This window comes from Kitasatospora sp. NPDC005856, assembly GCF_040629945.1.
Classification (GTDB): domain Bacteria; phylum Actinomycetota; class Actinomycetes; order Streptomycetales; family Streptomycetaceae; genus Kitasatospora.
Genome location: NZ_JBEXWT010000089.1, coordinates 1 through 24,672, shown reverse-complemented (window position 1 = coordinate 24,672; position 24,672 = coordinate 1). Strand labels below are relative to the sequence as shown.

Annotated in this window: 12 protein-coding genes; 8 read left to right on the top strand and 4 right to left on the bottom strand. The window is 74.6% G+C overall.

The window, feature by feature from the left end:
* The first annotated feature begins 57 nt into the window (after nucleotides 1–57).
* Nucleotides 58–2,400, top strand: coding sequence for an FdhF/YdeP family oxidoreductase (locus ABZ449_RS34515; protein WP_360354002.1), 2,343 nt, complete (start codon nucleotides 58–60; stop codon nucleotides 2,398–2,400).
* A gap of 14 nt (nucleotides 2,401–2,414) precedes the next feature.
* Here ABZ449_RS34515 and ABZ449_RS34510 read toward each other — a convergent pair whose 3' ends face one another.
* A complete protein-coding gene (locus ABZ449_RS34510) occupies nucleotides 2,415–3,716 on the bottom strand; it encodes a DUF3533 domain-containing protein (RefSeq protein WP_360354000.1) in 1,302 nt (433 codons plus the stop codon).
* Nucleotides 3,717–4,113: 397 nt separating this feature from the next.
* Between ABZ449_RS34510 and ABZ449_RS34505 the strand changes: the two genes are divergently transcribed.
* The 3 genes from ABZ449_RS34505 (at nucleotide 4,114) to ABZ449_RS34495 (ending at nucleotide 7,170) form a co-directional block, all read left to right on the top strand.
* Complete coding sequence (locus tag ABZ449_RS34505; RefSeq protein ID WP_360353998.1) at nucleotides 4,114–4,884, top strand: hypothetical protein; 771 nt, start codon at nucleotides 4,114–4,116, stop codon at nucleotides 4,882–4,884.
* Between the two features lie 117 nt (nucleotides 4,885–5,001).
* Nucleotides 5,002–6,393: a helix-turn-helix transcriptional regulator gene (locus tag ABZ449_RS34500; RefSeq protein WP_360353996.1), complete on the top strand. Its 1,392-nt coding sequence runs from the start codon at nucleotides 5,002–5,004 to the stop codon at nucleotides 6,391–6,393.
* Between the two features lie 69 nt (nucleotides 6,394–6,462).
* Complete coding sequence (locus ABZ449_RS34495; RefSeq protein ID WP_360353995.1) at nucleotides 6,463–7,170, top strand: TetR/AcrR family transcriptional regulator; 708 nt, start codon at nucleotides 6,463–6,465, stop codon at nucleotides 7,168–7,170.
* A 177-nt stretch (nucleotides 7,171–7,347) separates the two neighbouring features.
* Here ABZ449_RS34495 and ABZ449_RS34490 read toward each other — a convergent pair whose 3' ends face one another.
* The 3 genes from ABZ449_RS34490 to ABZ449_RS34480 form a co-directional block, all read right to left on the bottom strand.
* Nucleotides 7,348–8,985 (bottom strand): amidohydrolase, encoded by a 1,638-nt coding sequence (locus ABZ449_RS34490; protein ID WP_360353993.1) that lies wholly within the window; start codon nucleotides 8,983–8,985, stop codon nucleotides 7,348–7,350.
* A gap of 52 nt (nucleotides 8,986–9,037) precedes the next feature.
* Complete coding sequence (locus tag ABZ449_RS34485) at nucleotides 9,038–10,465, bottom strand: APC family permease (RefSeq protein WP_360354018.1); 1,428 nt, start codon at nucleotides 10,463–10,465, stop codon at nucleotides 9,038–9,040.
* 351 nt (nucleotides 10,466–10,816) lie between these two features.
* Complete coding sequence (locus ABZ449_RS34480; protein ID WP_360353991.1) at nucleotides 10,817–11,800, bottom strand: helix-turn-helix transcriptional regulator; 984 nt, start codon at nucleotides 11,798–11,800, stop codon at nucleotides 10,817–10,819.
* 338 nt (nucleotides 11,801–12,138) lie between these two features.
* Between ABZ449_RS34480 and ABZ449_RS34475 the strand changes: the two genes are divergently transcribed.
* From ABZ449_RS34475 to ABZ449_RS34460, 4 genes are all read left to right on the top strand, one after another.
* A complete protein-coding gene (locus ABZ449_RS34475; RefSeq protein ID WP_360353990.1) occupies nucleotides 12,139–13,446 on the top strand; it encodes an IS256 family transposase in 1,308 nt (435 codons plus the stop codon).
* Nucleotides 13,447–13,632: 186 nt separating this feature from the next.
* On the top strand, nucleotides 13,633–13,791 hold the full coding sequence (locus ABZ449_RS34470) for a hypothetical protein (RefSeq protein ID WP_360353988.1): 159 nt from the start codon (nucleotides 13,633–13,635) through the stop codon (nucleotides 13,789–13,791).
* Nucleotides 13,792–13,890: 99 nt separating this feature from the next.
* Nucleotides 13,891–14,103, top strand: a complete 213-nt coding sequence (locus tag ABZ449_RS34465) for an MbtH family protein (RefSeq protein WP_360353986.1) — start codon at nucleotides 13,891–13,893, stop codon at nucleotides 14,101–14,103.
* Between the two features lie 648 nt (nucleotides 14,104–14,751).
* Nucleotides 14,752–24,513 (top strand): amino acid adenylation domain-containing protein, encoded by a 9,762-nt coding sequence (locus ABZ449_RS34460; RefSeq protein ID WP_360353984.1) that lies wholly within the window; start codon nucleotides 14,752–14,754, stop codon nucleotides 24,511–24,513.
* Nucleotides 24,514–24,672: the final 159 nt, after the last annotated feature.

Genomic DNA, 24,672 nt, shown 5'->3' with positions numbered 1-24,672 from the left:
GACGTAGCGTCGACCCGATGCCGGGTGTCCGACCCCGTGCGACGGAAGGCGAGTACCGTGACCACCTCCGACGACGCCGCCACCACTCCTCCGAAGGAACCCCGGGAACCCCGGGAGCAGGAGGAGGTCGGCCCCTCCCCCGCCGGCCCGCCCCACGCCGGGGCGTACCACCACCCGGCCGCCGGCTGGGGCGCCGCCAAGAGCGTCACCCGCTTCCTGCTCCGCGAGGGCGCGTACCTGGACGGACCGCGCGCGGTGATGCGGATGAACCACGAGCGGACCGGCTTCGACTGCCCCGGCTGCGCCTGGCCCGACGACACCAAGGGCCTGCACCTGGACATCTGCGAGAACGGGATCAAGCACGTCACCTGGGAGATGACCCGCAAGCGGGTCGGCCGGGAGTTCTTCGCCGCCCACACGGTGACCGAGCTGTCCGGGTGGAGCGACTTCGCGCTGGAGGACCAGGGCCGGCTCACCGAGCCGATGGTCTACGACCCGGCCACCGACCGCTACGTCCCGATCACCTGGAAGGACGCCTTCGAGCTGGTCGGCCGTACCCTGCGCGGGCTGGAAGACCCCGACCGGGCCGCGTTCTACACCTCCGGCCGGCTCGGCAACGAGGCGACCTTCCTCTACCAGCTGCTGGCCCGCGAGCTGGGCACCAACAACCTGCCCGACTGCTCCAACATGTGCCACGAGGCCAGCGGCCGGGCCCTGCAGGCCGCGCTCGGCACCGGGAAGGGGACGGTCGACCTCAAGGACTGGGAGGTCACGGACGCGCTGTTCATCCTGGGCGTCAACGCGGCCTCCAACGCGCCCCGGATGCTCACCTCGCTCGCCGAGGCGTACAAGCGCGGCGCGCAGATCGTGCACGTCAACCCGCTGGTCGAGGCGGCGGCGACCCGCACGATCATTCCGCACGACTTCACCGACATGGCGCTGAACCGGTCCACCCGCACCAGCACCCTGAACCTCCAGCCGCGGATCGGCGGCGACATGGCACTGCTGCGCGGCATGGCGAAGGCGATCCTGGAGCAGTCCGCGACCGACGAACGGGCGCTGGACCGGCTGTTCATCGACCGCCACACCGCCGGCTTCGAGGCCTACCGCGACCTCTGCGCGGCCACGCCCTGGGCGGAGATCGAGCGGCAGAGCGGGCTGGACCGGGCCGACATCCTCAAGGCGGCGCGGGTCTACCGGGAGGCCGACCGCTCGATCTTCAGCTGGTGCCTTGGCGTCACCCAGCACGAGCACGGGGTGGACACCGTCCGCGAGATCGTCAACCTCCTTCTGCTGCGCGGCAATCTGGGCCGCGAGGGGGCCGGCCCCTCCCCGGTGCGCGGGCACAGCAACGTCCAGGGCAACCGCACCTGCGGCATCGACCACCGGCCCGCCACCGCCTTCCTGGACCGGCTCGCCGAGGTGTGCGGGATCGAGCCGCCGCGCGAGCACGGGCTGGACACCGTCCGCACGATCGAGGCGATGCGGCGCGGCGACGTCACGGTGTTCGTCGGCATGGGCGGCAACTTCGCGCTCGCCGCGCCCGACAGCCCGTACACCTACCAGGCTCTGGAATCCTGCGAGTTGACCGTCCAGGTGAGCACCAAGCTGAACCGCAGCCACCTGGTGCACGGACGGGCCGCGCTGATCCTGCCGTGCCTGGGCCGGACCGAGAAGGACCACCAGCGGGCCGGGGTGCAGTCCACCTCTGTCGAGGACTCGATGAGCATGGTGCACCTGTCGGTCGGCATGAAGCGCCCGGCCTCGCCGCACCTGCTCTCCGAGCCCGCGATCGTCGCCGGGATGGCCCGCGCGGCGCTGCCGGACAGCCCCACCCCCTGGGAGTGGTACATCGAGGACTACGACCGCATCCGCGACACCATGGCCCGGGTCCTGGACGGCTTCGAGGACTTCAACCGCCGGGTGCGGCTGCCGCTGGGCTTCCGGATCAAGCAGCCGGCCCGCGAGCTGGTCTTCGACACCCCCTCCGGCAAGGCCGAGTTCTCCGCCGCCCCGCTGCCCGACGTCGTCCCCGAACCGGGCACCCTGGCGCTGGGCACGATGCGCTCGCACGACCAGTGGAACACCACCATCTACTCGGACGACGACCGCTACCGGGGCATCAGGAACCTGCGCACCCTGGTCTTCATGAACAAGGACGACATGCGCGAACGCGGCCTGGCCGAGTTCGACCGGGTGGACGTCACCAGCACCGCCCGGGACGGCTCCACCCGCTCGGTGCGGGGCTACCTGGCCGTCCCGTACGACATCCCGCGCGGCTGCGCGGCCGGCTACATGCCGGAGCTGAACGTGCTGTGCGCGATCGGCGACTACAGCACCCAGAGCGACCAGCCGATCATGAAGCACCTGAAGGTGACCGTCACCAGGGCCGAGGCCTGACGCCACCGGACGCCCTAGTCGGACGGCTGGGGCGTCCAGCGGTGCAGGCCCTTGCGGTCGTAGTAGCGGGTCATCCCGAAGCCGAACAGCAGGGCCAGCGCGACGCCGACGCCGATCATGACCCAGCCGCGGGTCAGCCCGGCGTCGGCCCGGGCGTCGAAGAAGAGGATCGCCCGGATGCCGTCGCTGAGCTGGCGCATCGGCTCGAAGACGCCCAGGAAGCGGTAGAAGCCGGGAACCGCCTGGAGCGGGATCGTGGCGCCGGAGGAGGGCAGCGCCAGCGCGATGAAGACGAACATCGACACCAGCTGCCCGATCCCGCCGAACGCGGCGTTGATCGCCTGAACCCCGAGGCCCACGGCGAGGCTCGCGCAGTAGGAGAAGATCCACAGCAGCGCCTGGTGCGGGGCGTCCATGCCGAGGACGCCGACCGAGCAGAGCAGCACCAGCGAGGTGGTGAGCAGCGTGATCCCGGCCGTCATGACCATCTTGAGCAGCAGGGTCTGGGTGCGGTTGATCGGGACGGTGGGGCGGCGGGTGTGCCAGGGGCCGATCTCGCTGTCGCTGTAGCCGAGCGCGCCGTCGACGCCGTTGTGGATGATGTTGCCGCCGATGAAGCCGGTCAGCACGGCCAGCAGGGTGAAGTAGAAGGCGCTCAGGCCGAGCCCGCTGTGGCCTCCGATCGGGTGGCCGACCTGCGTGGTGACGGCGATCGGGTCGGCGAGCAGCAGCCGGGCGGTGGCGCCGGTGTCCGGGCCCGGGGCGCCGGAGGGGGGCACGGCGGCCAGCAGCTGACCGCCGGCCGCCAGCGAGGCCTGGTGGGCGGCGTTCTGGGCGATCTGCGCGGCGATCGAGGAACCGAGGCTGCCCATGCCGGGGTTGGTCAGCACGGTCACGGTCGGCCGTTCGGTGGCGCCGCCGGTGACCAGCGCGGTGACGTCGTGGCTGAAGCCCTGTGGGACGACCAGCGCGCCGTAGACCTTGCCGGAGGCGAGCTGCTCGCTCAGCCCGGCCGCGTCCACCTGCCGCCACTCGACGGTGCTGTCGGGGGTGCCGGCCACCACCGCGGCGGCCAGCCGGGCGCCGAGGGGCTCCGCCTGGCCGGGCGGCGGCGGGCCCTGGTCCTCGTTCACCAGGGCGATCGGCAGCCGGTGCAGATGGCCGCTCGGGTTGAGGATGCCCCCCATGTAGAGCAGGGAGAGGAGGACGGCCAGCAGACCGCACAGGACGGCCGGGAAGAGCCACAGCTTCGGCTTCCGGGCGAGCGTCAGCGCCCGTGCCTGCCGGGGGGACCCCTGGGAGTCTGCGGACGCCATGCCACCCCTCGGGTTCGGGCACCGTCTGGTGCCGCTGCCGGTACGGCGGGAAGTCGTTCCGTGGCGGCCGGACGGCCAAACCCCCGTCACCCGGGTGGCCGCGCGGGCGGAGCGCCGCTGCGGCGCGGTGGCACCGGCCGGGGCGGACGGAGGGCGAAGGGGAGGGGCGGCGGGCGGCCGGCGGGGCCGCGGAGGGGCTCTGGAACGTTCCGGCAGGCTGTTCCAGGGGGCAGCGAAACCGCAGGTCAGAGGGCATGGAACCGTTCCAGCGTCCCGGCTTGGCCGGGAAGCCTGGCGCACCGGTCGGACGGCGGACCAGAGTTCTGCCCAGCGGTCGGCGCCGATGGCCCGCCGCCCGGTCCGCTCCTTCATCCGCGTCTCTTACGGGGGAACCTCCATGTCCGCTCGCCGTGCCGTGTCCGCTCGCCGCGCCCTGTTCGTCCCGGCCGCCCTCGCCCTGGGCGCCGCCCTCACCCTGACCGCCTGCGGCCCGGACGGCGGCGACGCGGCCCAGCCCGCGAAGCCCGCCCGGACCACCCCGGCCGCCCCCGGTGCCGCGGCACCCGCCGCACCCGCCGCCCAGCCGACCGCCGGCGCACCGGCCCCGGCGGCCCCGGCCACCGCGGCGCCCGCCGGAGGCGGCTCCGCCCGCCCCAAGACCCCCGTGGTCCCCGCCACGGGCGGCGGGGCCGGGACCGGTGGCGACGAGGCGTACGCCTACACCCACCCCTGCAAGGCCGACAAGCTGACGGTCAAGGTGACCACCCGGGCCGGATCGCCCGACCAGCGGGTGATCGAGGTGCACAACCAGTCCGCCGCCTACTGCGGCCTCAGCTACTACCCGCTCGTCAGCCTCGGCAGCTCGAAGGCCCCCGGCCACGGCGGCGACCTCAGCCCGCTGGTTCCGGGCGGGCTGGGCGGCCCGCCGGCCTACCCGCTGGCCCCCGGCAAGAGCACCTACGCGGTGGTCGACCTCAACCCCGGCAGCGGCGGCGTGGCCGACGTGGACGAGCTGGACGTCCTGCCCGACGACCAGATGCCCAACTCCGACACCCGGAACTTCCCGCTCGGCGCCGGCGCGAAGGTCGGCAAGCAGCCGAAGCTCGGCCTGTACCGGGAGAGCGTCGCCGACGCGGCCGCCTCCACGGAGACGGCGGGCCGGAGCTGACCCGCCCACCTCGCACCCCTCGCACCCCTCGCCCCTGCTCCGGACCCCGCCCGACCTGCCGGTACGGTGATCACCGACGGCATCCCGGGCCAGGCCGGGGTGGGGGAAGGGCAGCAGATGAGTGTGGAGACCGAGGAGTTCGCGGCGATGCTGCGCGACCTCAAGGAGCGTTCGGGCCGCAGCTACGGGGCCCTGGCCACCCGGCTGCACGTCAGCACCTCCACCCTGCACCGCTACTGCAACGGCGCCGCCGTACCGACCGAGTACGCACCGGTGGAGCGGCTGGCCCGGGTCTGCGGGGCCGGTACCGAGGAACTGGTCGAACTGCACCGCCGCTGGATCCTGGCCGACGCGGCCCGCCGCCGGGAGGCCTCCTCGGGCGGCACACCGGCGGCCGCGGCCGCGCGGAAGAGCGCGCCGCAGGCCGTTCCCACGCCTGCGCCAGCTCCCGCTCCTGCTCCCACGCCCGCTCCCGCTGCCCTGCCCGCTCCCACGCCCGCTCCCGCCGCCCTGCCCGAGCCGGAGTCCGTCACCACGCCGGAGGAGGAGGTGAGCATCGTGCTCCCCGTACCGCCGTCCGCCGAACCGCGCCGCCGAGCCCGCAACCGGATACTGCTGAGCGCGACCGCCGTCGCCGCGGTGGCCGCCCTGGTGTCGGTCCTCGTCCTGCGCCACCCCGGTGGCACGCCGAACCCCTCGACGACGGGCGCGGCCGGACCGTCCGCCGCCGCCACCGCGGCGGCCGGCACCGCGCCCACCGGTGCCCCCGCGCCGCCGGCCCCCGCGGGCTCCGCCGCTGCGGACACCCCGTCCCCGACCGCCGCCCCGACCGCCGCCGCGACCGTCTCCCCGACGGCCTCGGCGATCCCCGAGGACCTTCCCGCGCCCTTCAACGTCAGTGTCCTCAACAACAACTGGGGCAGCCCCTGCGACCAGTGGTTCCTCTCCGCCCGCTCCCCCGCCCAGGTGACCCCGCCCCCGTCGTCCTCCGGCCGGATCGACAGCTGGGCGGCCTCCCAGCGCCTGGTCCCGGCCGGGCACCTGCGGATCGAGCTGACCGCTCTGGGCGCGAGCGCGGACACCGTCGTGCTGAACGCCATGTCCGTGCAGGTGGTCAGCACCCGGCCCGCCCCCAAGTGGAACGCCTACACGCCCGGGTCCGGCTGCGGCGGCGGGCTCGAACCGGCGTCCTTCGCGGTGGACCTCGACGCGCCCACGCCGCGCGTCACCCCCGTCCCGGGCCGGGAGGGCGCACGGAAGACCGGCACGACGGACTTCCCGTACCGGATCTCGGCCGCCGACCCGCAGGTGATCGACGTGGACGCCTCCACCCGTTCCCAGGACGTCAGCTGGTTCCTCGAACTGGTGTGGACCGGCAAGGACGGCCGCAAGGGAACGATGCGGGTGGACCTCGGCGACAATCAGCCGTTCCGCACCGTGGGCAGGCAGGGCGCGCCGGACTACTTCCACAACGGCACCGCCTGGGCGCCGGCCCACGCCGAGGGCTGAGTCCCCGGCGGCGCGCGGGCGGTGTCCGACCCCTGGTCTACGTCAACGGTGTGGGCATAATCTCGGGGGATGACCGACCGCGTAGTCCCCGAACCGCAGCGACGCCGGCGCCGCCCCACCAAACAGGGCGTGGTGCTGTCCGCCGAGCTGATCATCGAGACCGCGATCCGGCTGATCGGCAACCACGGCGCCGAGGCGCTCACGGTACGACGGCTCGGCGCCGCGCTCGGCGCCGACCCGAGCGCGGTCTACCGCTACTTCCACAGCACCGACGACCTGCTGCTCGCCATCGCCGACGAGCTGATCGGCCGCGCCCAGCGCGGCTGGCAGCCCAGCGGCGACTGGCGCGCCGACCTGCGCGCCATCGGCCTGCGCATCCACGCCAGCTACCAGGCCCACCCGCAGGCGGCCATACTCGCCGCCCACCGCACCACCGGCCGCACCCATGAACTCGCCGCCGTCGAGGCGATCCTCGGCCTGCTGCGCACGGCGGGCTTCCCCGACCCGGAGGCCGTCCGGATCTACCACGCCTTCGTCGACCAGAGCCTCGGCTTCGCCGCCCTGGACGCCGCCGCGCTCGCCCTCCCGGCCGCCGCCCAGAACGCCGACCTCCAGGTCTGGCAGGCCTCCTACGCCCGCGTCGACGCCGCCGACCACCCCCACATCGCGGCCACCGCCCACCTGCTCACCGCCGACATGCGCCGCAGCGGCTACCCGTGCGCCCTGGACCTGCTCCTGGAAGCCGCCGACGCCCGCCTGCGAGCGGCCGGCGGCTGAGGACGGCAGCCCGACGGCTGGCGCAGGGGCTGTGGCGGCGGCCGTGATGGCGGCCGTGATGGCGGCGCCGCGGGCCCGCCGGGGGCACCGGCCGGGCCCGGAGACGCGACCGGCCGCCGGCGGTGAGCCCCCGTGTGCCCACCGCCGACGGCCCGTCCGGCCCCTCGCCTGCCCGGCTCAGCCCGCCGCGTGCACCAGCTGCCCGCCGACGTACGTCCGTTCCACCCGGGCCTGGGCGATCTCCTCCGGCGGCCCGGTGAGGATGTCCCGGTCGAGCACCACCAGGTCCGCGAGCCGCCCGACCGCCAGCACGCCGGCGTCGTCGTGCCCGTTGAGGTACGCGGTGCCGGCCGTGTAGGCGGCGATGGCCGAGCCCAGGTCGAGCCGCTGCTCGGGCAGGAAGACCCGCCCGTCGGTGGCCTCCGGTTCCATCCGGTTGACCGCCACGTGCAGCCCCGCCAGCGGGTCCGGGCTGCTCACCGGCCAGTCGCTGCCCGCCGCCAGGGTGGCGCCGGCCCGCTGGAGGGAGCCGAACGGGTACTGCCAGGCGGCCCGCTCCGGCCCGAGGAAGGGGATGGTCAGTTCGTCCATCTGCGGCTCGTGCGCGGCCCAGAGCGGCTGGATGTTGGCGACGGCGCCGAGCCGGGCGAAGCGCGGGAGGTCGTCCGGGTGGACCACCTGGAGGTGGGCGAGGTGGTGCCGGGCGCCGCGCCGGCCGTTGGCGGTGCGGGCGGCCTCGATGGCGTCCAGGGCCTCGCGCACGGCCCGGTCGCCGAGCGCGTGGAAGTGCACCTGGAAGTCGAGCGCGTCCAGTTCGGTGACGTAGCCGCACAGCGCCGCCGGATCGACGAAGCTGAGGCCGGAGTTGGCGGTGGCGCAGCCGCAGCCGTCCAGGTAGGGGCTGGTCATCGCGGCGGTGAAGTTCTCCGCGATGCCGTCCTGCATGATCTTCACCGAGCCGGCCCGGAACCGCCCGTGGCTCAACTCCGCGCGCCGCCGCACGAGTTCGGGGATCTGTTCGGCACCGCGGTCACGGTCCCACCAGAGCGCGCCGGTCACCCGGGCGGTCAGCGCGCCGGAGCGGGCGGCGGCCAGGTAGGCGTCGGACGGGTCGGGCTGGCCGTTGAACACGCCGAGCAGCGCGTCCTGCCAGCCGGTGATGCCGAGCGAGTGCAGCAGCCGCTGGGCGCGCAGCAGTCCGTCGAGCCGGTCGGCGGCGGTCGAGGGCGGCAGCAGCCGGGCGACCAGCGCGGTGGCTCCCTCCTGGAGCGTTCCGCCCGGGGTGCCGTCGGCCTCGCGCTCGATCCGTCCGTCGGCCGGGTCGGGGGTGTCGGCGGTGAGCCCGGCGAGTTCCAGCGCCCTGGTGTTGGCCCAGGCGCCGTGGTGGTCCCGGTTGGTCAGGTACACCGGCCGGTCGGGGACGACGGAGTCGAGCAGCTGCCGGGTGGGCAGGCCGCCCTCGAAACTCTCCATCGACCACCCGCTGCCGGTGATCCACTCCTGCTCCGGGTTGGCCTCGGCGTACGCCCGGATGCGCTCCAGGTAGTCGGCGACGCCGACCGTCCCGGTGAGGTCGCAGGAGGCCAGCTCGGCGCCGCCGAACACCGCGTGGATGTGGGCGTCCTGGAAGCCGGGCAGCAGCAGCTTGCCGGTGAGGTCGACGACCTCCGTCCTCGGCCCGATGAGCTCCCGCACCTCGTCGTGCCCGACGGCGACGATGCGTTCGCCGACGACGGCCAGGCCGCCGGCCCGGGTGCGGGCCGCGTCGCCGGTGTGGACGGGGCCGTGGGTGAAGACCAGATCGGCCTCGGTCATGGGTGGTGCTCCGTTCTCGTGTCCTCGTGGATCGTCCTGCCTGGCAACGGGTCTACTCGGCCACCGCGCCCTCCCGCAGGAAGTACGGCGAGCGCCGCCGCCAGCGGGCCCAGGCCGCCGCGGGCAGTCCGCTGACGATCATGATGATCACCACGGACAGCTCGAACCATCCGTTGTCCGCGGCGAGTTCGAAATGGTCCGTGGAGTCGTAGAAGGTCCAGGCCAGGTATCCGCCGACGAGGAGCAGTGCCGCCGCGCCCAGCAGCGGCCCGACCACCGCGCGCAGCCCCTCCAGCGGGGCGGTGCGCAGCAGTCCGCGGAACCGGACGGCGGCGGCGACGGCGGTCAGCGCGTAGTAGAGCGCGACGACGATGCCGATCGCGTTGACCGCGGCCGAGATCAGGTCGTTGACGGTCGGGATGGCGATCGAGGCCAGTGCCAGCGCGACCGCGACGCCGGTGATCAGCAGGGTGCCGAGGGCGGGCGTGGCGTGCCGGGGGTGCAGCCGGGTCCAGACCGGGCCGAGCACCCGGTCGCGCCCCATCGCGTACATCCCGCGGGCGGTCGGGATCACCGAGGACTGCAGCGAGGCCACGGCGGAGAACATCAGCGCGATCAACGGCAGTGCGGCCAGGGGCTGTTCGGCGAGCTTGGCGCCGAAGTAGGTCAGTCCGTGGGCGCCGTTGTCGGCCAGTTCGTCGATCGGCAGCACCCGCTGGAAGGCCGTTCCGGCGAGCAGGAACAGCGCCAGCATCACCACCAGGGCCAGCAGGCCGCCGCGGGAGGCGTCCCGCGGGTCGCGCACCTCCTCGCCGACGCTGAACACCGACTCGAAGCCCCAGTAGCAGAACACCGCCAGCACCATGCCCTGGGCGACCGCGCCGAAGGAAGGGATGTCGAAGGGGTTGTACCACTGGAGCGAGAACGGCTGGTCGCCGGCGAACAGCCCGTAGCCGCAGAAGCCGAGCAGCACGGCGTACTCGAAGACCAGCAGCGCCTTCTGCAGCCGGGCCGCCAGGTCCAGCCCGCGCACCGCGACCAGCGCGGCGGCCACCAGCACCACCAGGCCGATCAGGGTGCACTGGACGGTCGAGTCGGCGTCGAGCCGCAGCCCGGCGACGCTGCGGACGTGGGCCTGGTCCAGCAGCTGGATGATCGACGAGCCGGTGACGGTCGTGGTGTACGCCATGAAGACCACGGTCCCCACGGTGTTCACCCACCCGGTCAGGAAGCCCAGCCAGGGGTGGAGGGTGCGCCCGACCCAGCGATAGCTGCTGCCCGCGTCCGGCTCGACGGCGTTCAGCCGCCCGTACCCGCCGGCGATGGCGAGCACCGGCAGGAAGGCCAGCAACATGATCGCCGGAAGGTGCAGGCCGACCACCCCGGCCATCAGGCCCAGGCCGATCCCGATGCTGCTGGTGGCGGCCGTACTGGAGGCGGCGATCGCCGCTCCGTCCAGCAGGCCGAGCGACTTGCGCATCGTGACGTGGGAGCCTCGCGCGTCCGCTCTCGGGCCGCCGCTCGCGTCCTTCACCGTCGATGCCAACGGATCACCGCCTTGTTCGTGGGGTGCACGTGTGGGGGAACACCCGCACCGGTCACAGGGGGTGACACGGGCGGGAAGTGCGAGCCATGAAACCGGCGGCACTCCCGCACGTCAATGCCGTTGTCATAAGGAGCGGGGCGTCCGCGGTCGCCGTCGCCGGACCCGTGGCCGATGGCCCATGCCCCCGACCGGGCCTCCGCCGCCGGCCCCCGGGGTGGGGGCCGGCGGCGGAGGTCGTTCCGGGACCCGCGCCAGCCGGGGTCCGTCAGTGTCCGCCGGAGCCCGTCAGAGTTCGTCGAGGGGCTCGTCGAGGACGCCCTGGCGGGCGATGATGTAGCCGAGGTGGCCGCGGCTGCGGCTGCCGAGGAGTTCGCTGGCCTTCTGGATGTGGCTGGAGACGGTGCGGGTGCTCATGCCGAGGCGGGAGGCGATGGCCTCGTCCGTGTAGCCGTTGACCATCAGGCGCAGGACGTTCTGCCGGGTGCGGGCGGTCAGCAGCCGGGGGCGGTGGTGGCCCTGCTGGTAGGTGACGGGCTCGGCGCGCTCCCACATCAGCTCGAAGATCTTGAGCAGGTACTCGACCAGCGGGGGGAGCTGGATGAGCATCGCCGCGGCCGCGCGGTCGGCGCCGGCCGGGATGAAGGCGGTGGAGCGGTCGCAGACGATCACCCGGTCGAAGACCTCGTTCAGGGTGCGCACCTGGGCGCCCTGGGCGGTGACCTGTTCGATGTAGGCCAGCGTCGGGCCGTGCGAGCGCACGGTGTGCTGGTAGAGGGTGCGCTGGCGCACGCCGCGGCCGGCCAGGGCGAGGTCGCGCGGGAGCGCGTCGGCCAGTTGCTCGGGGGCGCGACCGCCGCCCGGCTGGGCGGTGAGCAGTTCCTCGGAGCAGGCGGCGACGGCCTTCTCCAGTGCGGGACTGATCTCATCGCCGGCCAGTAAGCGGATCGGCAGCTCGGCCCGCCGCATGACGTCCCGGTAGGCGTGCTCGGCGGCGTGGAAGGAGGTGTGCAGCTCGGCGAGCTGCTCCTGGTGGGCCAGGACGGCGAGTTCGAGCGGCCGGGTCAGCCCGGTGGCGGCGATGTCGGGCGGGACGGGGACCAGCCGGCGGTCGGAGCCGGGCAGGGGGCGCAGCAGGCCCATCGCGAGCAGGCACTCGGGCGCCTCGCCGGTGGCCTCACCCTCGGCCAGCGCCATCCGGTAGAACTCGACGCCCCGGTCGCAGAGCTGGGGAGTTCCCCTTTCCGTGCTGTTGTCCTGGGTTGGGCACATCTGGGCATCCTTCCGGCTTCAACATTGCGGTTTCACGAATGCCCGTACCGGCTTCCGCCAGGCATCAGAACCGGCAAGATGAGGAGTGACTGCCGTTCGGAAGCCGCCCCCGGGCTCCGACAGCCGTGAGTGTACGCCCAAAGGGCGCGGAAATCATCGGCTGAGGGTGATCGAACGTGCACGCAGGCGGGGGGAGCCGCGGGCACGGTCACGGGGCACGACCGTACCCGGCGGCGATGACCGGGGGATTGCCGGCGCATGGCACCTGACGTCCCGTCGGGACGTCCGGGGCGGGCGGCCGGCGCACGGAACGGCCTACAGACGGAAGGCACCCCCAGTTGCGAGCTGATTCCGACCCGGCGGCACCGTCCGCCGCCCTCGCCGGCCTGGTGGACCAGCGCCTGGTGCGACAGTTGGCGGAGGCCGCCGCCGCGCAGGTCGGCTCCGGCGCCGTCCGGCTGCTGGGCGACGGCGGGATCCTCCAGGCCTTCGCCAAGCAGTTGATCGAGGGCGCCCTGGAGCTCGAACTCCAGGAGCACCTGCGCGGTTCCGGAAGCGGCGCCGGCGCCGGCAGGGGCACCAACGGCCGCAACGGCGCCCGGGCCAGACGGCTGCTCACCGAGATCGGCCCGGTCGAGGTGCGGGTGCCCCGGGACCGCGAGGGCAGCTTCGCCCCCAAGTCCGTGCTGCCCCGGGCCCGGCGGCTGCCCGGGCTCGACCGGCTGGTGATCTCGCTGACCGCGCGCGGCCTCAGTTCGGGCGAACTGGTGGCGCACCTGGCCGAGGTGTACGGCGTGGAGCTCAGCCGGGAGACCGTCTCGGCCATCACCGACCAGGTGCTCGACGAACTCGCCGAGCGGCGCGGGCGACAGCTCGACCCGGTCTACCCGGTGGTCTTCGTCGACTCGGTGCGCAGCGGCCGCTCGGGCGGTCCGCTGGTGCACCTGGCGCTCGGGGTCTCGATGGAGGGCCGTCGCGAGGTGCTGGGCCTGTGGCCGGCCGCGGACGGGGAGCAGTGGCCCCAGGTGCTGGCCGGGCTGGCCGGGCGCGGGGTGCGGGAGGTCTGGGTGCTGGTCGGCGGCACGGGTGCGGTGCTGGCCGAGGCGGCGGCCGAGCAGTGGCCCCGCACCGTGGTGCACGGTTCGGTGGCCCACCTGCTGCACGGGGCGCTGCGGCACGCGCCCGGCGAGGACTGGGCGGCGCTCTCCCGGGCGCTGCGCGAGACCTGTACGGCGCCGACCGAGGCGGCGGCACGGCAGCGGCTGGCCCAGGCCGAGCGGGAGTGGGGGCCGAGCCACCGCGAGGTGTTCAGTGCGTGGCGGACGGCCTGGCCGCTGCTGGCGCCCGGCTTCCGCTTCGGGCCGGAGGCGCGGAGGCTGCTGACGGGCGGGGGCGCGCTGGAGCGGCTGCACGCCCGGCTGCGCCGGATCGAGCAGTCGGCCGGCCGGGTGCAGGACGAACGGGCCGCGCTCAAGCGCGCCTACCTGGCGACGCTCGCCCTGGAGTCGCCGGCCGGGACGGGCCGGCCGTGGGTCGAGGACTGGCCGGCCGTCCGGGAGGAGCTGTGCCGGGGCTCGCTGGGGCGTGCCGGGGCGCCCGACCCGGCGGTGCGATGTCCCCCGGATCATCAGCATTCCCACCACTGATCTGACAGAGCCGGGTGTGATTTGGATCATGTCTGTCTGTTTTTGGCACGATCTGCCCGGGCTTCCGGTTCCCGCATTGCGTGTTCACGATCACAGTCAGAGCTTCCAAGCACGTTTGGGCCTTCGGCAGGATGCGTTGTCAGAGCGAAGAGGGCAGACCGCCCTCCTCAGGAAGAGGAATTCGCGATGCCTAGCCTTGCCGTCCGCGTCCACAAGATGCTCGGGACACTCGCCCTTCTGCTGGTCGCCGTGGTGGGCCTCCAACTCCACGCCCAGCCGCACCTGTCCACGGTCTCCTTCGCCGCCGTCGACGCCCCCAGCGCAGACTCCGGCTGGGGCGCCTGAGCCGCGGCTCCGTTCGATCACCACGCCCCTCCCCTTCTCGTACTGCGCTGAACAGCTCCACAACAGCTCCGAACAGCTCCGATCAGAGAGGAACCGACGATGGCGAACCCGTTCGAGGACGCCGAGGGCAGCTACCTCGTCCTGGTGAACGACGAGGGCCAGCACTCGCTGTGGCCGGCCTTCAGCCCGGTGCCCGCCGGCTGGCAGCAGGTGTTCGGCGCCGCCGGACGTCAGGACTGCCTCGACTACGTCGAGCAGAACTGGCAGGACCTGCGACCGAAGAGCCTGGTCGCGCACCTGTCCGAGCACTGACGGCTCCGACGGCTCCGACAGCCCTGACCGCCCTGCCGGCACTGATCGCGCCGACCGCGGTCACCGCCGCCACCGCCGTCACCGCGCACCGACCGTCGGACGGCTGAACACCACCCGCCCTCCGTACGGAGAACCCCGCCGAGCGGCCGCTCCCCCGGCCACACCGCCTCGGCCGCGAGCACAGAGCCGACCGCCGCTCACCCGGCGCGTCACAGTGCCCGAGCCGCCGCCCGTCCGGCCGCTCCCCCCTTCGGCCGCTCACCCGGCCGTCGGCGCCAGCACCCGCCGGAACCGCCCCGCCCCACCACCGCAGCACCCCGTCACCGCAGCGCCCCACCGCCGCGCGGCCGCACCGTCACGCCGCCGGCGCAGTCCCGTGCTCGACATCTACGCGCGTGCATCGAACACGCACCGAGAACGGCACCGGCACACCCTCACCCTCGCACCGCTGCGTCCCCGCACCGCCGCACCGCCGCATCCCCGCACCGCCGCACCGCCGCACCGCGCGGACGTCACCCGAAGCACACCACAGCACCGCACGACGACCGCAACATCGCTCCGCCGACCCCGGGCCGACCGCGCCCCGAGGTCAACCCAGCTCGCCGCTCCCGCCACCGCGGGGGCCAGCCGCACAAGGGAGAGAGTCACATGTCCGGGGTCCAGCAGACGCACAGAGCCGAGCAGCGGCCCGAAGCGGCCGAGGTCCTGTGCCGACTGTTCGCGGAGGTGCTCGGCCGGGAGTCGGTCGACCCCGCGGCGGGCTTCTACGACCTGGGCGGCGACCGGCCCGCCGCCGAGCGGCTGCTGGCCCGGGTGCACGCCGAGTTCGGCGTCCGCCTGGAGCCGTCCGTCCTGGCGGACGCCCCCACCCCCACCGCACTGGCCGCCCGGCTGGCCACGGGGGCTCCCGCCCGTCCGACCCTCACCGAGCTGGTCGACGCCCAGGTCGAGCGCACCCCGGACGCCCCCGCGCTGTACGCCGAGGGCATCACCCTCAGCTACGCCGAGCTGGACGCCCGCGCCAACCGGCTGGCCCGGGTGCTGGCCGCCCGCGGCCTGGGCACCGAGGACGTCGTCGCGCTGGCCCTGCCGAAGTCCCCCGAGGCGATCGCCGCGATCCTCGCCGTCGCCAAGACCGGCGCCGCCTGGCTGCCCGCCGACCCGGCCTACCCCGCCGAGCGGCTGCGCCACATGCTGACCGACTCCCGCGCCGCCCTGGTGCTCACCACCGCCGAGGCCGCCGGGCAGCTGCCCGCGACCGACGCCCCCCGGCTGCTGCTCGACTCCGCCGAGCACCGGGCCGACCTCGACGCCCGGCCCGGCACCCCCTTCACCGCCGCCGAGCGGGTCCGCCCGGTGAGCGCCCTGAACACCGCGTACGTCATCTACACCTCCGGCTCCACCGGCGTGCCCAAGGGCGTGGCCGTCACCCACACCGGGCTGCCCAGCATGATCGGCACCCAGGTCGCCGCCACCGGGGTCGGCCCCGGCAGCCGGGTGCTCCAGGCCTCCTCGCTCAGCTTCGACGTCTCGGTCTCCGACCTGTCCGTGGCGCTCACCACCGGCGCCGCCCTGGTGCTGCCGCGCGAGCAGAGCCAGCTGGTCGGCGAGCCGCTGGCCGCCCTGATCGACCGGTACGGCGTCACCCACGCCGACATCGCCACCGCGATGATCTCCACCCTGCCCGACCTGCCGATGCCCTCGCTGCGCACCCTGATCGGCGGCGGCGAGGCGGTCTCCCGCGAGCTGGCCGCCCGCTGCGGCCGCGGCCGGCTGATGCTCAACAGCTACGGCCCGACCGAGGCCACCGTCATCGTCAGCATGAGCGAGCCGCTGACCGGCGACGAGCTGCCCCCGATCGGCCGGCCCTGCCAGGACGTGCGCATCCACGTGCTGGACGAGCAGCTGCGCCCGGTCGAGCCGGGCACCGTGGGCGAGCTGTACCTGGCCGGCCCGCACCTGGCCCGCGGCTACCTGAACCGCCCCGGTCTGACCGCCGAGCGCTTCGTGGCCGACCCGTACGGCGCGCCCGGCGAGCGGATGTACCGCACCGGCGACCTCGGCAGCTACCGCCCGGACGGCCAGCTGGACTTCCTCGGCCGGGCCGACGACCAGGTGAAGATCCGCGGCTTCCGGGTCGAGCTCGGCGAGATCGAGCAGACCCTCTCCGCCCACCCCGAGGTGCGCCAGGCCGTGGTGCTGGTGCGCGAGGACCGCCCGGGCGAGCGCCGCCTGGTCGGCTACACCGTCGGCGCCGCCGACCCGGTCGAGCTGCGGGCGTACTGCGCCGAGCGGCTGCCCGACCACATGGTGCCCACCGTCGTGGTGCTCGACCGGCTTCCGCTCACGCCCAACGGCAAGGTCGACAAGCGCGCCCTGCCCGCCCCGGTGTTCGGCGCCGGCGAGGAGGAGGGCCGCGCCCCCGCCGGGGAGCCGGAGCACACCCTGGTCCGGCTGTTCGGCGAGGTCCTCGGCCTGCCTCGGGTGGGCGTCACCGACTCCTTCTTCGAGCTCGGCGGCGACTCCATCGTGGCCATCCAGCTGGTCTCCCGGGCCCGGCACGCGGGCCTCCAGCTCACCCCGCGCGAGGTGTTCCTCGCCCCGACCGTCGAAGCGCTGGCGCGGATCGCCCGCCCCCTGGAGGGCCCGGTCGTCGTCGAGCCGGCCGGCGCAGGCCTCGGCGAGGTGCCGCCCACGCCCATCGTGCACTGGCTGGCCGCCCAGCACGGCGCGGTCGAGAGCTTCTACCAGTCCACCCTGCTCACCCTGCCCGCCGGCACCGGGCAGGAGCACCTGACCACCGCCGTCCAGGCCCTGCTCGACCACCACGACCTGTTCCGCGCCCGCACCTCCCCGCTCGCCGAGCGCCCCTGGACGCTGCACGTGCCCGAGGCCGGCGCCGTCCCCGCCGAGAGCGTGCTGCGCCGGGTCGAGGGGCCCGCCACCGCCGAGGCGCTGCGCGCCGAGACCGAGGCCGCCCGCGAGCGGCTGTCCCCCGAGGACGGGCGGATGGTCCAGGCCGTGCGCTTCGACGCCGGCCCCCAGGCGCCCTCGCAGCTGCTGCTGGTGATCCACCACCTGGTGGTGGACGGCGTCACCTGGCGCATCGTCGAGGAGGACCTGCTCGGCGCACTCGCCGCGCTCCGCGAGGGCCGCGCCGTCGAGCTCGCCCCGGTGCCCACCTCCTTCCGCCGCTGGGCCCAGCGGCTCACCGCCGAGGCGCGGACCGACCGCCGGGCCGCCGAACTCCCGCTCTGGCAGGCCGCGTTGGCCACCCCGGACCCACTGCTCGGCGAGCGCCCGCTGGACCCGGCCGAGGACACCTACGCCACCGAGGGCCTGCTGCGGCTCGTCCTGCCCGCCGGGACCACCCAGGCGCTGCTCACCAAGGTCACCGCCGCCTACCACGCCCAGGTCAACGACGTCCTGCTGACCGGGCTGGCGCTGGCCCTCGGCCACTGGCGCGGCCGGGAGACCACCGGGCCCGACGGCGCCGTGCTGGTCACCGTGGAGGGCCACGGCCGCGAGGAGATCGTCGACGGCGTCGACCTGCACCGCACCGCCGGCTGGTTCACCTCCGTCTACCCCGTGCGGCTCGCCCCCGGGACGCTGGACTGGTCCGAGGTCACCGCGGCCGGCCCCGGGCTCGGCCGGGCCCTCGGCCGGGTGAAGGAGCAGCTGCGCGCCGTCCCGGACAACGGCATCGGCTTCGGCCTGCTGCGCCACCTCAACCCGGACACCGCCGCCGCCCTCGAGGGCTTCGCGGACCCGCAGATCGAGTTCAACTACCTGGGCCGCTTCGCGCCCGAGGGCGTCACCGCCGAGGACGTGCTCGCCGGCACCGAGGCGATGTCCGAGGGCGCCGCGACCGGCCTCGCGCTCGGCCGGGTGCTCGGCCTGGACGCCACCACCGTGGACACCCCGCAGGGCCCGCTGCTGGTCGCCCAGTGGTCCTACGCCACCGGGCTGCTCTCCGAGGAGCGGGTGCGCGCCTTCGCCGAGGCCTGGTTCGCCGCGCTGGCCGCGCTCGCCGAGCACGCCGAGCGGCCGGACGCGGGCGGGCACACCCCCTCCGACTTCCCGCTGGTGGCCGTCACCCAGGACGAGCTGGACTCGCTCGCCGCCCACCACGCCCCCGCCCGTCTGGTGGACGTCTGGCCCACCTCGCCGCTCCAGCAGGGCATGGCCTTCCACTCGGCGTACGACGCCGACGGTGCGGACGTCTACACCTCGGTCGTGACCTTCGACCTCACCGGCCCGGTGGACGCCGAGCGGCTGCGCGCCGCCGCCGAGGCGCTGCTGACCCGCCAGCCGAACCTCAAGGCCGCGTTCCACCAGCGGCACGACGGACCGCCCGTGCAGGTCGTCCCGGACACCGTCGAACTCCCTTTCACCGTCGTCGACTTGACCGATCACGCCGATCCGCGGGCGGAGGCCGCCCGGATCGCCGCCGCCGAGTACGGGCGCCGCTTCGACCTCGACCGCCCCCCGCTGCTGCGCTACACCCTGATCAGGCTCGCCCCCGAGCGGCACCAGCTGATCGCCTCCGCCCACCACATCCTGCTGGACGGCTGGTCCACCCCGCTGTTCGCCGAGGAGCTGTGGGGCCTGTACTTCGAGCAGCCGCAGGCCCCGGCGGCCCCGTACCGCGAGTACCTGCGCTGGATCACCCGGCGCGACGGCTCGGCCGCCCGCACCGCCTGGGCCCAGGCCCTGGCCGGCGCCGACGAGCCCACCCTGCTCGCCCCCGGCCGCTCCGCCGCCACCCCGCAGCTGCCGCTGCGCCTGCACACCGGGCTCACCCCGGAGACCACCGAGGCCCTCGCCCGCACCGCCCGCCGCTACGGCGTCACCCTCAACACCCTGGTCCAGGCGGCCTGGGGCGTGCTGCTGGCCCGGCTCACCGGGCGCGAGGACGTGCTGTTCGGCACCACCGTCTCCGGCCGGCCGCACGACCTGCCGGGCGTGGAGCGGATGATGGGCCTGCTCATCAACACCGTGCCGGTGCGGGTGCGCCTGGACCAGGCGGAGAGCTGGGGCCAGCTGCTGCTGCGCCTGCAGCACGAGCAGTCCGCCCTGCTGGACCACCAGCACCTCAGCCTCACCGAGATCCAGCAACTCGCCGGGATGGGAAGCCTGTTCGACACCGTCACGGTGTACGGCAACTACCCGGACCCGTCCGCCCTGGACGACGCCGACCCGAGCGGCGCCACCCGGGTCACGCTCGTCGAGGACGTCGACAGCGCCCACTACCCGCTGGTGCTGGCCCTCACCCCCGGCGACGGCCTCCAGCTGCGGCTGGACCACCAGCCGGACGCCTTCACCTCCGAGCAGGCCCGCGCCCTGCTGGACCGCTTCCTCGCCCTGCTCGGCCGGATCGTCGCCGACCCGGCCGAACTCGTCGGCGCCGTCGAGGTGTTGACCGCGGCCGAGCGCGCCGAACTGGTCACCGAGTGGAGCGGCACCAGCACCCCGCTGCCCGAGGGCTCGCTGCCCGAGCTGTTCGAGGCGCGGGCCACCGCGACCCCGGACGCGATCGCGCTCACCGCCGACGACGCCGAGCTGACCTACGCCCAGCTCAACGCCCGGGCCAACGGCCTGGCACTGCGGCTGGTCGAGGCCGGGGTCGTCCGGGAGACGCCGGTCGCCCTGATGATCGACCGCTCGGCCGCCCAGGTGGTCGCGATCCTGGCGGTGCTCAAGGCCGGCGGCCTCTACGTGCCGCTGGACGACGCCCAGCCGAACGACCGGCTGCGGACCGTCCTCGCGGACGCCGGGGCCGAGCTGGTGCTGGCCGACGCCGCGCACCGCGAGCACCCCGCGCTGGCCGGCCTGACGGTGCTCGACCCGCACGCCGAGGAACACCCCGAGAACCTCGGACTGCCGCAGCGCGCCGACCAGTTGGTGTACGTGATGCACACCTCCGGCTCGACCGGCGTGCCCAAGGGCATCGCCATCACCCACCGCGGCGTGGTGGACCTCGCACTCGGCGGGCAGTTCACCGGCGGCGGCCACGAGCGGCTGCCGGTGCACGCGCCCTCCGCGTTCGACGCCTCCACCTACGAGATCTGGACCCCGCTGCTCTCCGGCGGCCAGCTGGTGATCGCCCCGCCCGGCCGGCTGGGCATCGCCGAGCTCGCGGCGGTGATCGGCCACGAGCGGACCACCTCCGCCTGGATCAGCGTCGGCCTCTTCAACGTGCTGGCCGCCGAGGCCCCGGAGACCTTCACCGGGCTGCACGAGGTGTGGACGGGCGGGGACATCGCCTCGCCGGTCGCCATGCGGCGGGTGCTGGACACCTGCCCCGGACTGCGCCTGATCAACGTCTACGGGCCGACCGAGACGACCACCTTCGCGACGCACTTCCCGATGACCTCGGCCGCCGAGGTGCCCGACGTCGTCCCGATCGGCCGCCCGCTGCCCAACAACCGGCTGTACGTGCTGGACGCCGGGCTGCGCCCGGTGCCGGTCGGCGTGGCCGGCGAGCTGTACATCGGCGGCAACGGCCTGGCCCGCGGCTACATCCGCCGCCCCGGCCTGACCGCCGAGCGCTTCGTCGCCTGCCCGTTCGGCGAGCCCGGCGGCCGGATGTACCGCACCGGCGACGTGGTGCGCTGGACGCCCACGGGTGAACTGGAGTTCGTCGGCCGAGCGGACGACCAGGTCAAGCTGCGCGGCTTCCGGATCGAACTCGGCGAGGTGGAGGCGGCGTTCACCGCCCACCCGGCGGTCGGCCAGGTCTGCGTGGCCGTGCGCCAGGACCAGCCGGGCGACAAGCGCCTGGTCGCGTACGTCACGGGCGAGGTGCGGGCCGACGAGCTGCGCGACTTCGTCACCGAGCGGCTGCCCGGCTACATGCTGCCGGCCGCGATCGTCGTCCTCGACGAGCTGCCGGTGAACCCGAACGGCAAGGTGGACCGCAAGGCCCTGCCCGCGCCCGACTACAACGGCGCCGACGGCGGGCGCGAGCCGCGCAACGCCACCGAGCAGGCCCTGTGCGGGCTGTTCGCCGAGGTCCTCGGGCTGTCCAGGATCAGCATCGACGACAACTTCTTCGACCGCGGCGGGCACTCGCTGCTCGCCACCAAGCTGGTCAGCCGCATCCGCGCCGGCCTCGGCGCCGAACTGCCGATCCGCACGCTCTTCGACAACCCGACGGTGGCCCTGCTGGCCGCCGCGCTGCCCGACTCCGCCACGGCCCGTCCGGCCCTGCGGCCGGCCGAGCGGCCCGAGCGCGTGCCGCTCTCCTCCGCCCAGCAACGCCTGTGGTTCATCGAACAGTTCGAGGGCCCGAGCGCGCTCTACAACACGCCCGTCGCGGTCCGGCTCACCGGCGCCGTCGACCTGCCCGCCCTGGAGCAGGCGGTCCGGGACGTGGTGCGGCGGCACGAGGTCCTGCGCACCGTCCTCCCGACCGTCGACGGCCGGCCGCACCAGCTCGTCACCGAAGCCGCCGAACTCGCCCTGCGGCACGTGGCGGTGGCCGACGAGCAGGGGCTGCGGACCGCGCTGTTCGCGGCCGGCGAGGAGGTCTTCGACCTCGCCCACGACCTGCCGGTGCGCGCCACCCTGCTCTCGCTGCCGCACGACGAGCACGTCCTGCTGGTGCTCATGCACCACATCGCCACCGACGGCTGGTCGGCCGCCCCGCTCTTCCGCGACCTCGCCGAGGCGTACCGGGCCCGGCTGGCCGGCACCGAGCCGCAGTGGGAGCCGCTGCCGGTGCAGTACGCCGACTACACCCTCTGGCAGCGCGAGCTGCTCGGCACCGACGAGCAGCCCAGCACCCTGCTGAAGGAACAACTCGCCTACTGGCAGCAGGCCCTGGCCGATGCCCCGGAGGAGCTGGCGCTCCCCTACGACCGCCCGCGCCCGGCCGTGCCGGGGCACCGGGGCGGCCTGGTGGAGGTCGCCGTCGACGCCGAACTGCACCGTGCGCTCGGCGAGTTGGCGGCGGCGCAGAACGCCAGCCTGTTCATGGCGCTGCAGGCCGCGGTCGCCGCCCTCTACACCCGCCTCGGCGCCGGCACCGACCTGCCGATCGGCACGGTGGTGGCCGGCCGCACCGACGAGGCCCTCGACGACCTGGTCGGCTTCTTCGTCAACACCCTGCTGCTGCGCACCGACACCAGCGGCGACCCGAGCTTCCGGCAGCTGCTCGACCGGGTCCGGCGCACCGACCTGGACGCCTACGACCACCAGGACATCCCCTTCGAGCGCCTGGTCGAACACCAGAACCCCACCCGCACCCCCGCCCGCCACCCGCTCTTCCAGACCCTGGTGGCGCTGGAGAGCCGGGTCACGGTGCCGGCCGCCTTCGGCGACCTGGGCTGCGCGGAGCACCCCTTCGAGCTGGACGTGGCCAAGTTCGACCTGTCCTTCCGCTTCACCGAGCAGGGCCCGCAGGCGGGCCTGACGGTGGCGGTCGAGTACGCCGTCGACCTCTTCGACCACGCCACCGTGGCCGCCCTCGGCGAGCGGCTGCTGCGCGTGCTGAGCGCCGCCGTGGCCGCCCCGGACGCACCGATCGGCGGCATCGAGATCCTCGACCCGGCCGAGCGCGAGCAGCTGCTCACCGGCTGGAACGACACCGCGGCGCCCGTCCCGGACGCGACCCTGCCGGAGCTGTTCGAGGCGCGGGCCGCCGCCACCCCCGACGCCCCGGCCGTGGTCTCGCAGGACGGCACCCTCAGCTACGCCGAACTGGACTCCCGGGCCGAGCACCTGGCGGCCCACCTGGCCGGCGCCGGGGTCGGCGCCGAGACGCCGGTGGTCCTGCTGATGGACCGCTCCGCCGACCTGCTGACGGCGATCCTCGCGGTGGCCAAGGCGGGCGGCACCTACGTCCCGCTGGACGACCGCCACCCGGCCGAGCGGCTGCGCAGGATCACCGCCGAGACGGCCGCGGCCCTCGTCGTGGTCGACCCGGCCCACCGCGACCACCCGCTGGCCACCGACGCCCCCTGCCCCGTCCTGCCGCTCACCGGGGGCTGGTTCGACGGTCCGCGCGAGCGGCGCGCCCACCCGGCCGCGCCCCACCCGGAGCAGCTCGCGTACGTGATGTTCACCTCCGGCTCCACCGGGGAGCCCAAGGGCATCGCGATCAGCCACCGGGACGTGGTGCAGCTCGCCACCGACCCGTGCTGGCGGCACGACGAGGGCCTGCGGGTGCTGTTCCACGCGCCGCACGCCTTCGACGCCTCGACCTACGAGATCTGGGTGCCGCTGCTGTCCGGCGGCCAGGTGGTCGTCGCACCGCCGGGGGACCTGGACGCGGCCGCCATCCGCGAGCTGGTGAGGGTCCACGCGCTCACCCACGTGCACGTCACGGCCGGTCTCTTCCGGGTCATCGCGGAGGAGGACCCGGGCATCTTCGCCGGCGTGCGCGAGGTGCTGACCGGCGGCGACGTGGTCTCCGCCCCGGCCGTGCGCCGGGTGCTGGAGGCCGTCCCGGGCATCGCGGTGCGGGCCCTGTACGGACCGACCGAGACCACCCTGTGCGCCACCCAGTACCCGATGCCCGACGCCGCCGCGGTGCCGAGCACGGTGCCGATCGGGCGCCCGCTGGCCAACACCCGGCTGTACGTGCTGGACGCCGGCCTCCAGCCGGTGCCGGCCGGAGTGGCGGGCGAGCTGTACATCGCCGGGGCCGGCCTGGCCCGCGGCTACGTCGGCCGCCCGGCGCTCAGCGCCGAGCGCTTCGTCGCCTGTCCCTTCGACGGGACGGGAGGCCGGATGTACCGCACCGGCGACCTCGCCCGGTGGACCGCCGACGGCGTCCTGGAGTTCCTCGGCCGGGCCGACGACCAGGTCAAGATCCGCGGCTTCCGGATCGAACTCGGCGAGGTGGAGGCCGCGTTCACCGCCCACGAGGGCGTCGGCCAGGCGCTCGCGGTGGTCCGCGAGGACCAGCCGGGCGACAAGCGCCTGGTGGTGTACGCCACCGGCAAGACCACCGACGGCGAACTGCGCGCCTTCGTCACGGACCGCCTCGCCGGCTACATGCTCCCGGCCGCCGTGGTCGTCCTGGACAGCCTGCCGGTCACCGCCAACGGCAAGGTCGACCGCCGGGCCCTGCCCGCGCCCGAGTACGCCGGGGCGGCCGAGGGCCGCGCCCCGCGCACCGAGCGCGAGCGGGAGCTCTGCGCCCTGTTCGCCGAGGTGCTGGGCGTGCCGGCGGTCAGCATCGACGACCGGTTCTTCGACCTCGGCGGCCACTCCCTGCTCGCCACCCGGCTGGTCAGCCGCATCCGCGCCACCCTCGGCGCGGAGCTGCCGATCCGCACGCTGTTCGACGCACCCACGGTGGCCGCGCTCGCCGCCGTCCTGCCCGGCGGCGACGAGGCGCCGGCGCCGAAGAAGGCCCGCCCGGCCCTGCGGCCGATGCGCCGCCCCGGCGGCCAGGCCTGACCGGCGGCGGGATGCGGGCCCGCCCACCGGTCCCACCGGTGGCCCGGGCCCCCCCCCCCCCCCCACCCCCCCGCCCCCCCCCCCCCCCGCCCAGGCCCCCCCGTAATATCGGCCCCCCCAAGCCACAAACCCGTTCGGGGCCAATCGGGGGCCGGACGT

Bases quoted from the DNA above. Each gene is read 5' to 3' on its own strand.
- ABZ449_RS34480 (WP_360353991.1), bottom strand. From the start codon at position 11,800: ATGTGCCCAACCCAGGACAACAGCACGGAAAGGGGAACTCCCCAGCTC.
- ABZ449_RS34460 (WP_360353984.1), top strand. From the start codon at position 14,752: ATGTCCGGGGTCCAGCAGACGCACAGAGCCGAGCAGCGGCCCGAAGCG.
- ABZ449_RS34505 (WP_360353998.1), top strand. From the start codon at position 4,114: ATGTCCGCTCGCCGTGCCGTGTCCGCTCGCCGCGCCCTGTTCGTCCCG.
- ABZ449_RS34510 (WP_360354000.1), bottom strand. From the start codon at position 3,716: ATGGCGTCCGCAGACTCCCAGGGGTCCCCCCGGCAGGCACGGGCGCTG.
- ABZ449_RS34490 (WP_360353993.1), bottom strand. From the start codon at position 8,985: ATGACCGAGGCCGATCTGGTCTTCACCCACGGCCCCGTCCACACCGGC.
- ABZ449_RS34495 (WP_360353995.1), top strand. From the start codon at position 6,463: ATGACCGACCGCGTAGTCCCCGAACCGCAGCGACGCCGGCGCCGCCCC.
- ABZ449_RS34485 (WP_360354018.1), bottom strand. From the start codon at position 10,465: ATGCGCAAGTCGCTCGGCCTGCTGGACGGAGCGGCGATCGCCGCCTCC.
- ABZ449_RS34465 (WP_360353986.1), top strand. From the start codon at position 13,891: ATGGCGAACCCGTTCGAGGACGCCGAGGGCAGCTACCTCGTCCTGGTG.
- ABZ449_RS34500 (WP_360353996.1), top strand. From the start codon at position 5,002: ATGAGTGTGGAGACCGAGGAGTTCGCGGCGATGCTGCGCGACCTCAAG.
- ABZ449_RS34470 (WP_360353988.1), top strand. From the start codon at position 13,633: ATGCCTAGCCTTGCCGTCCGCGTCCACAAGATGCTCGGGACACTCGCC.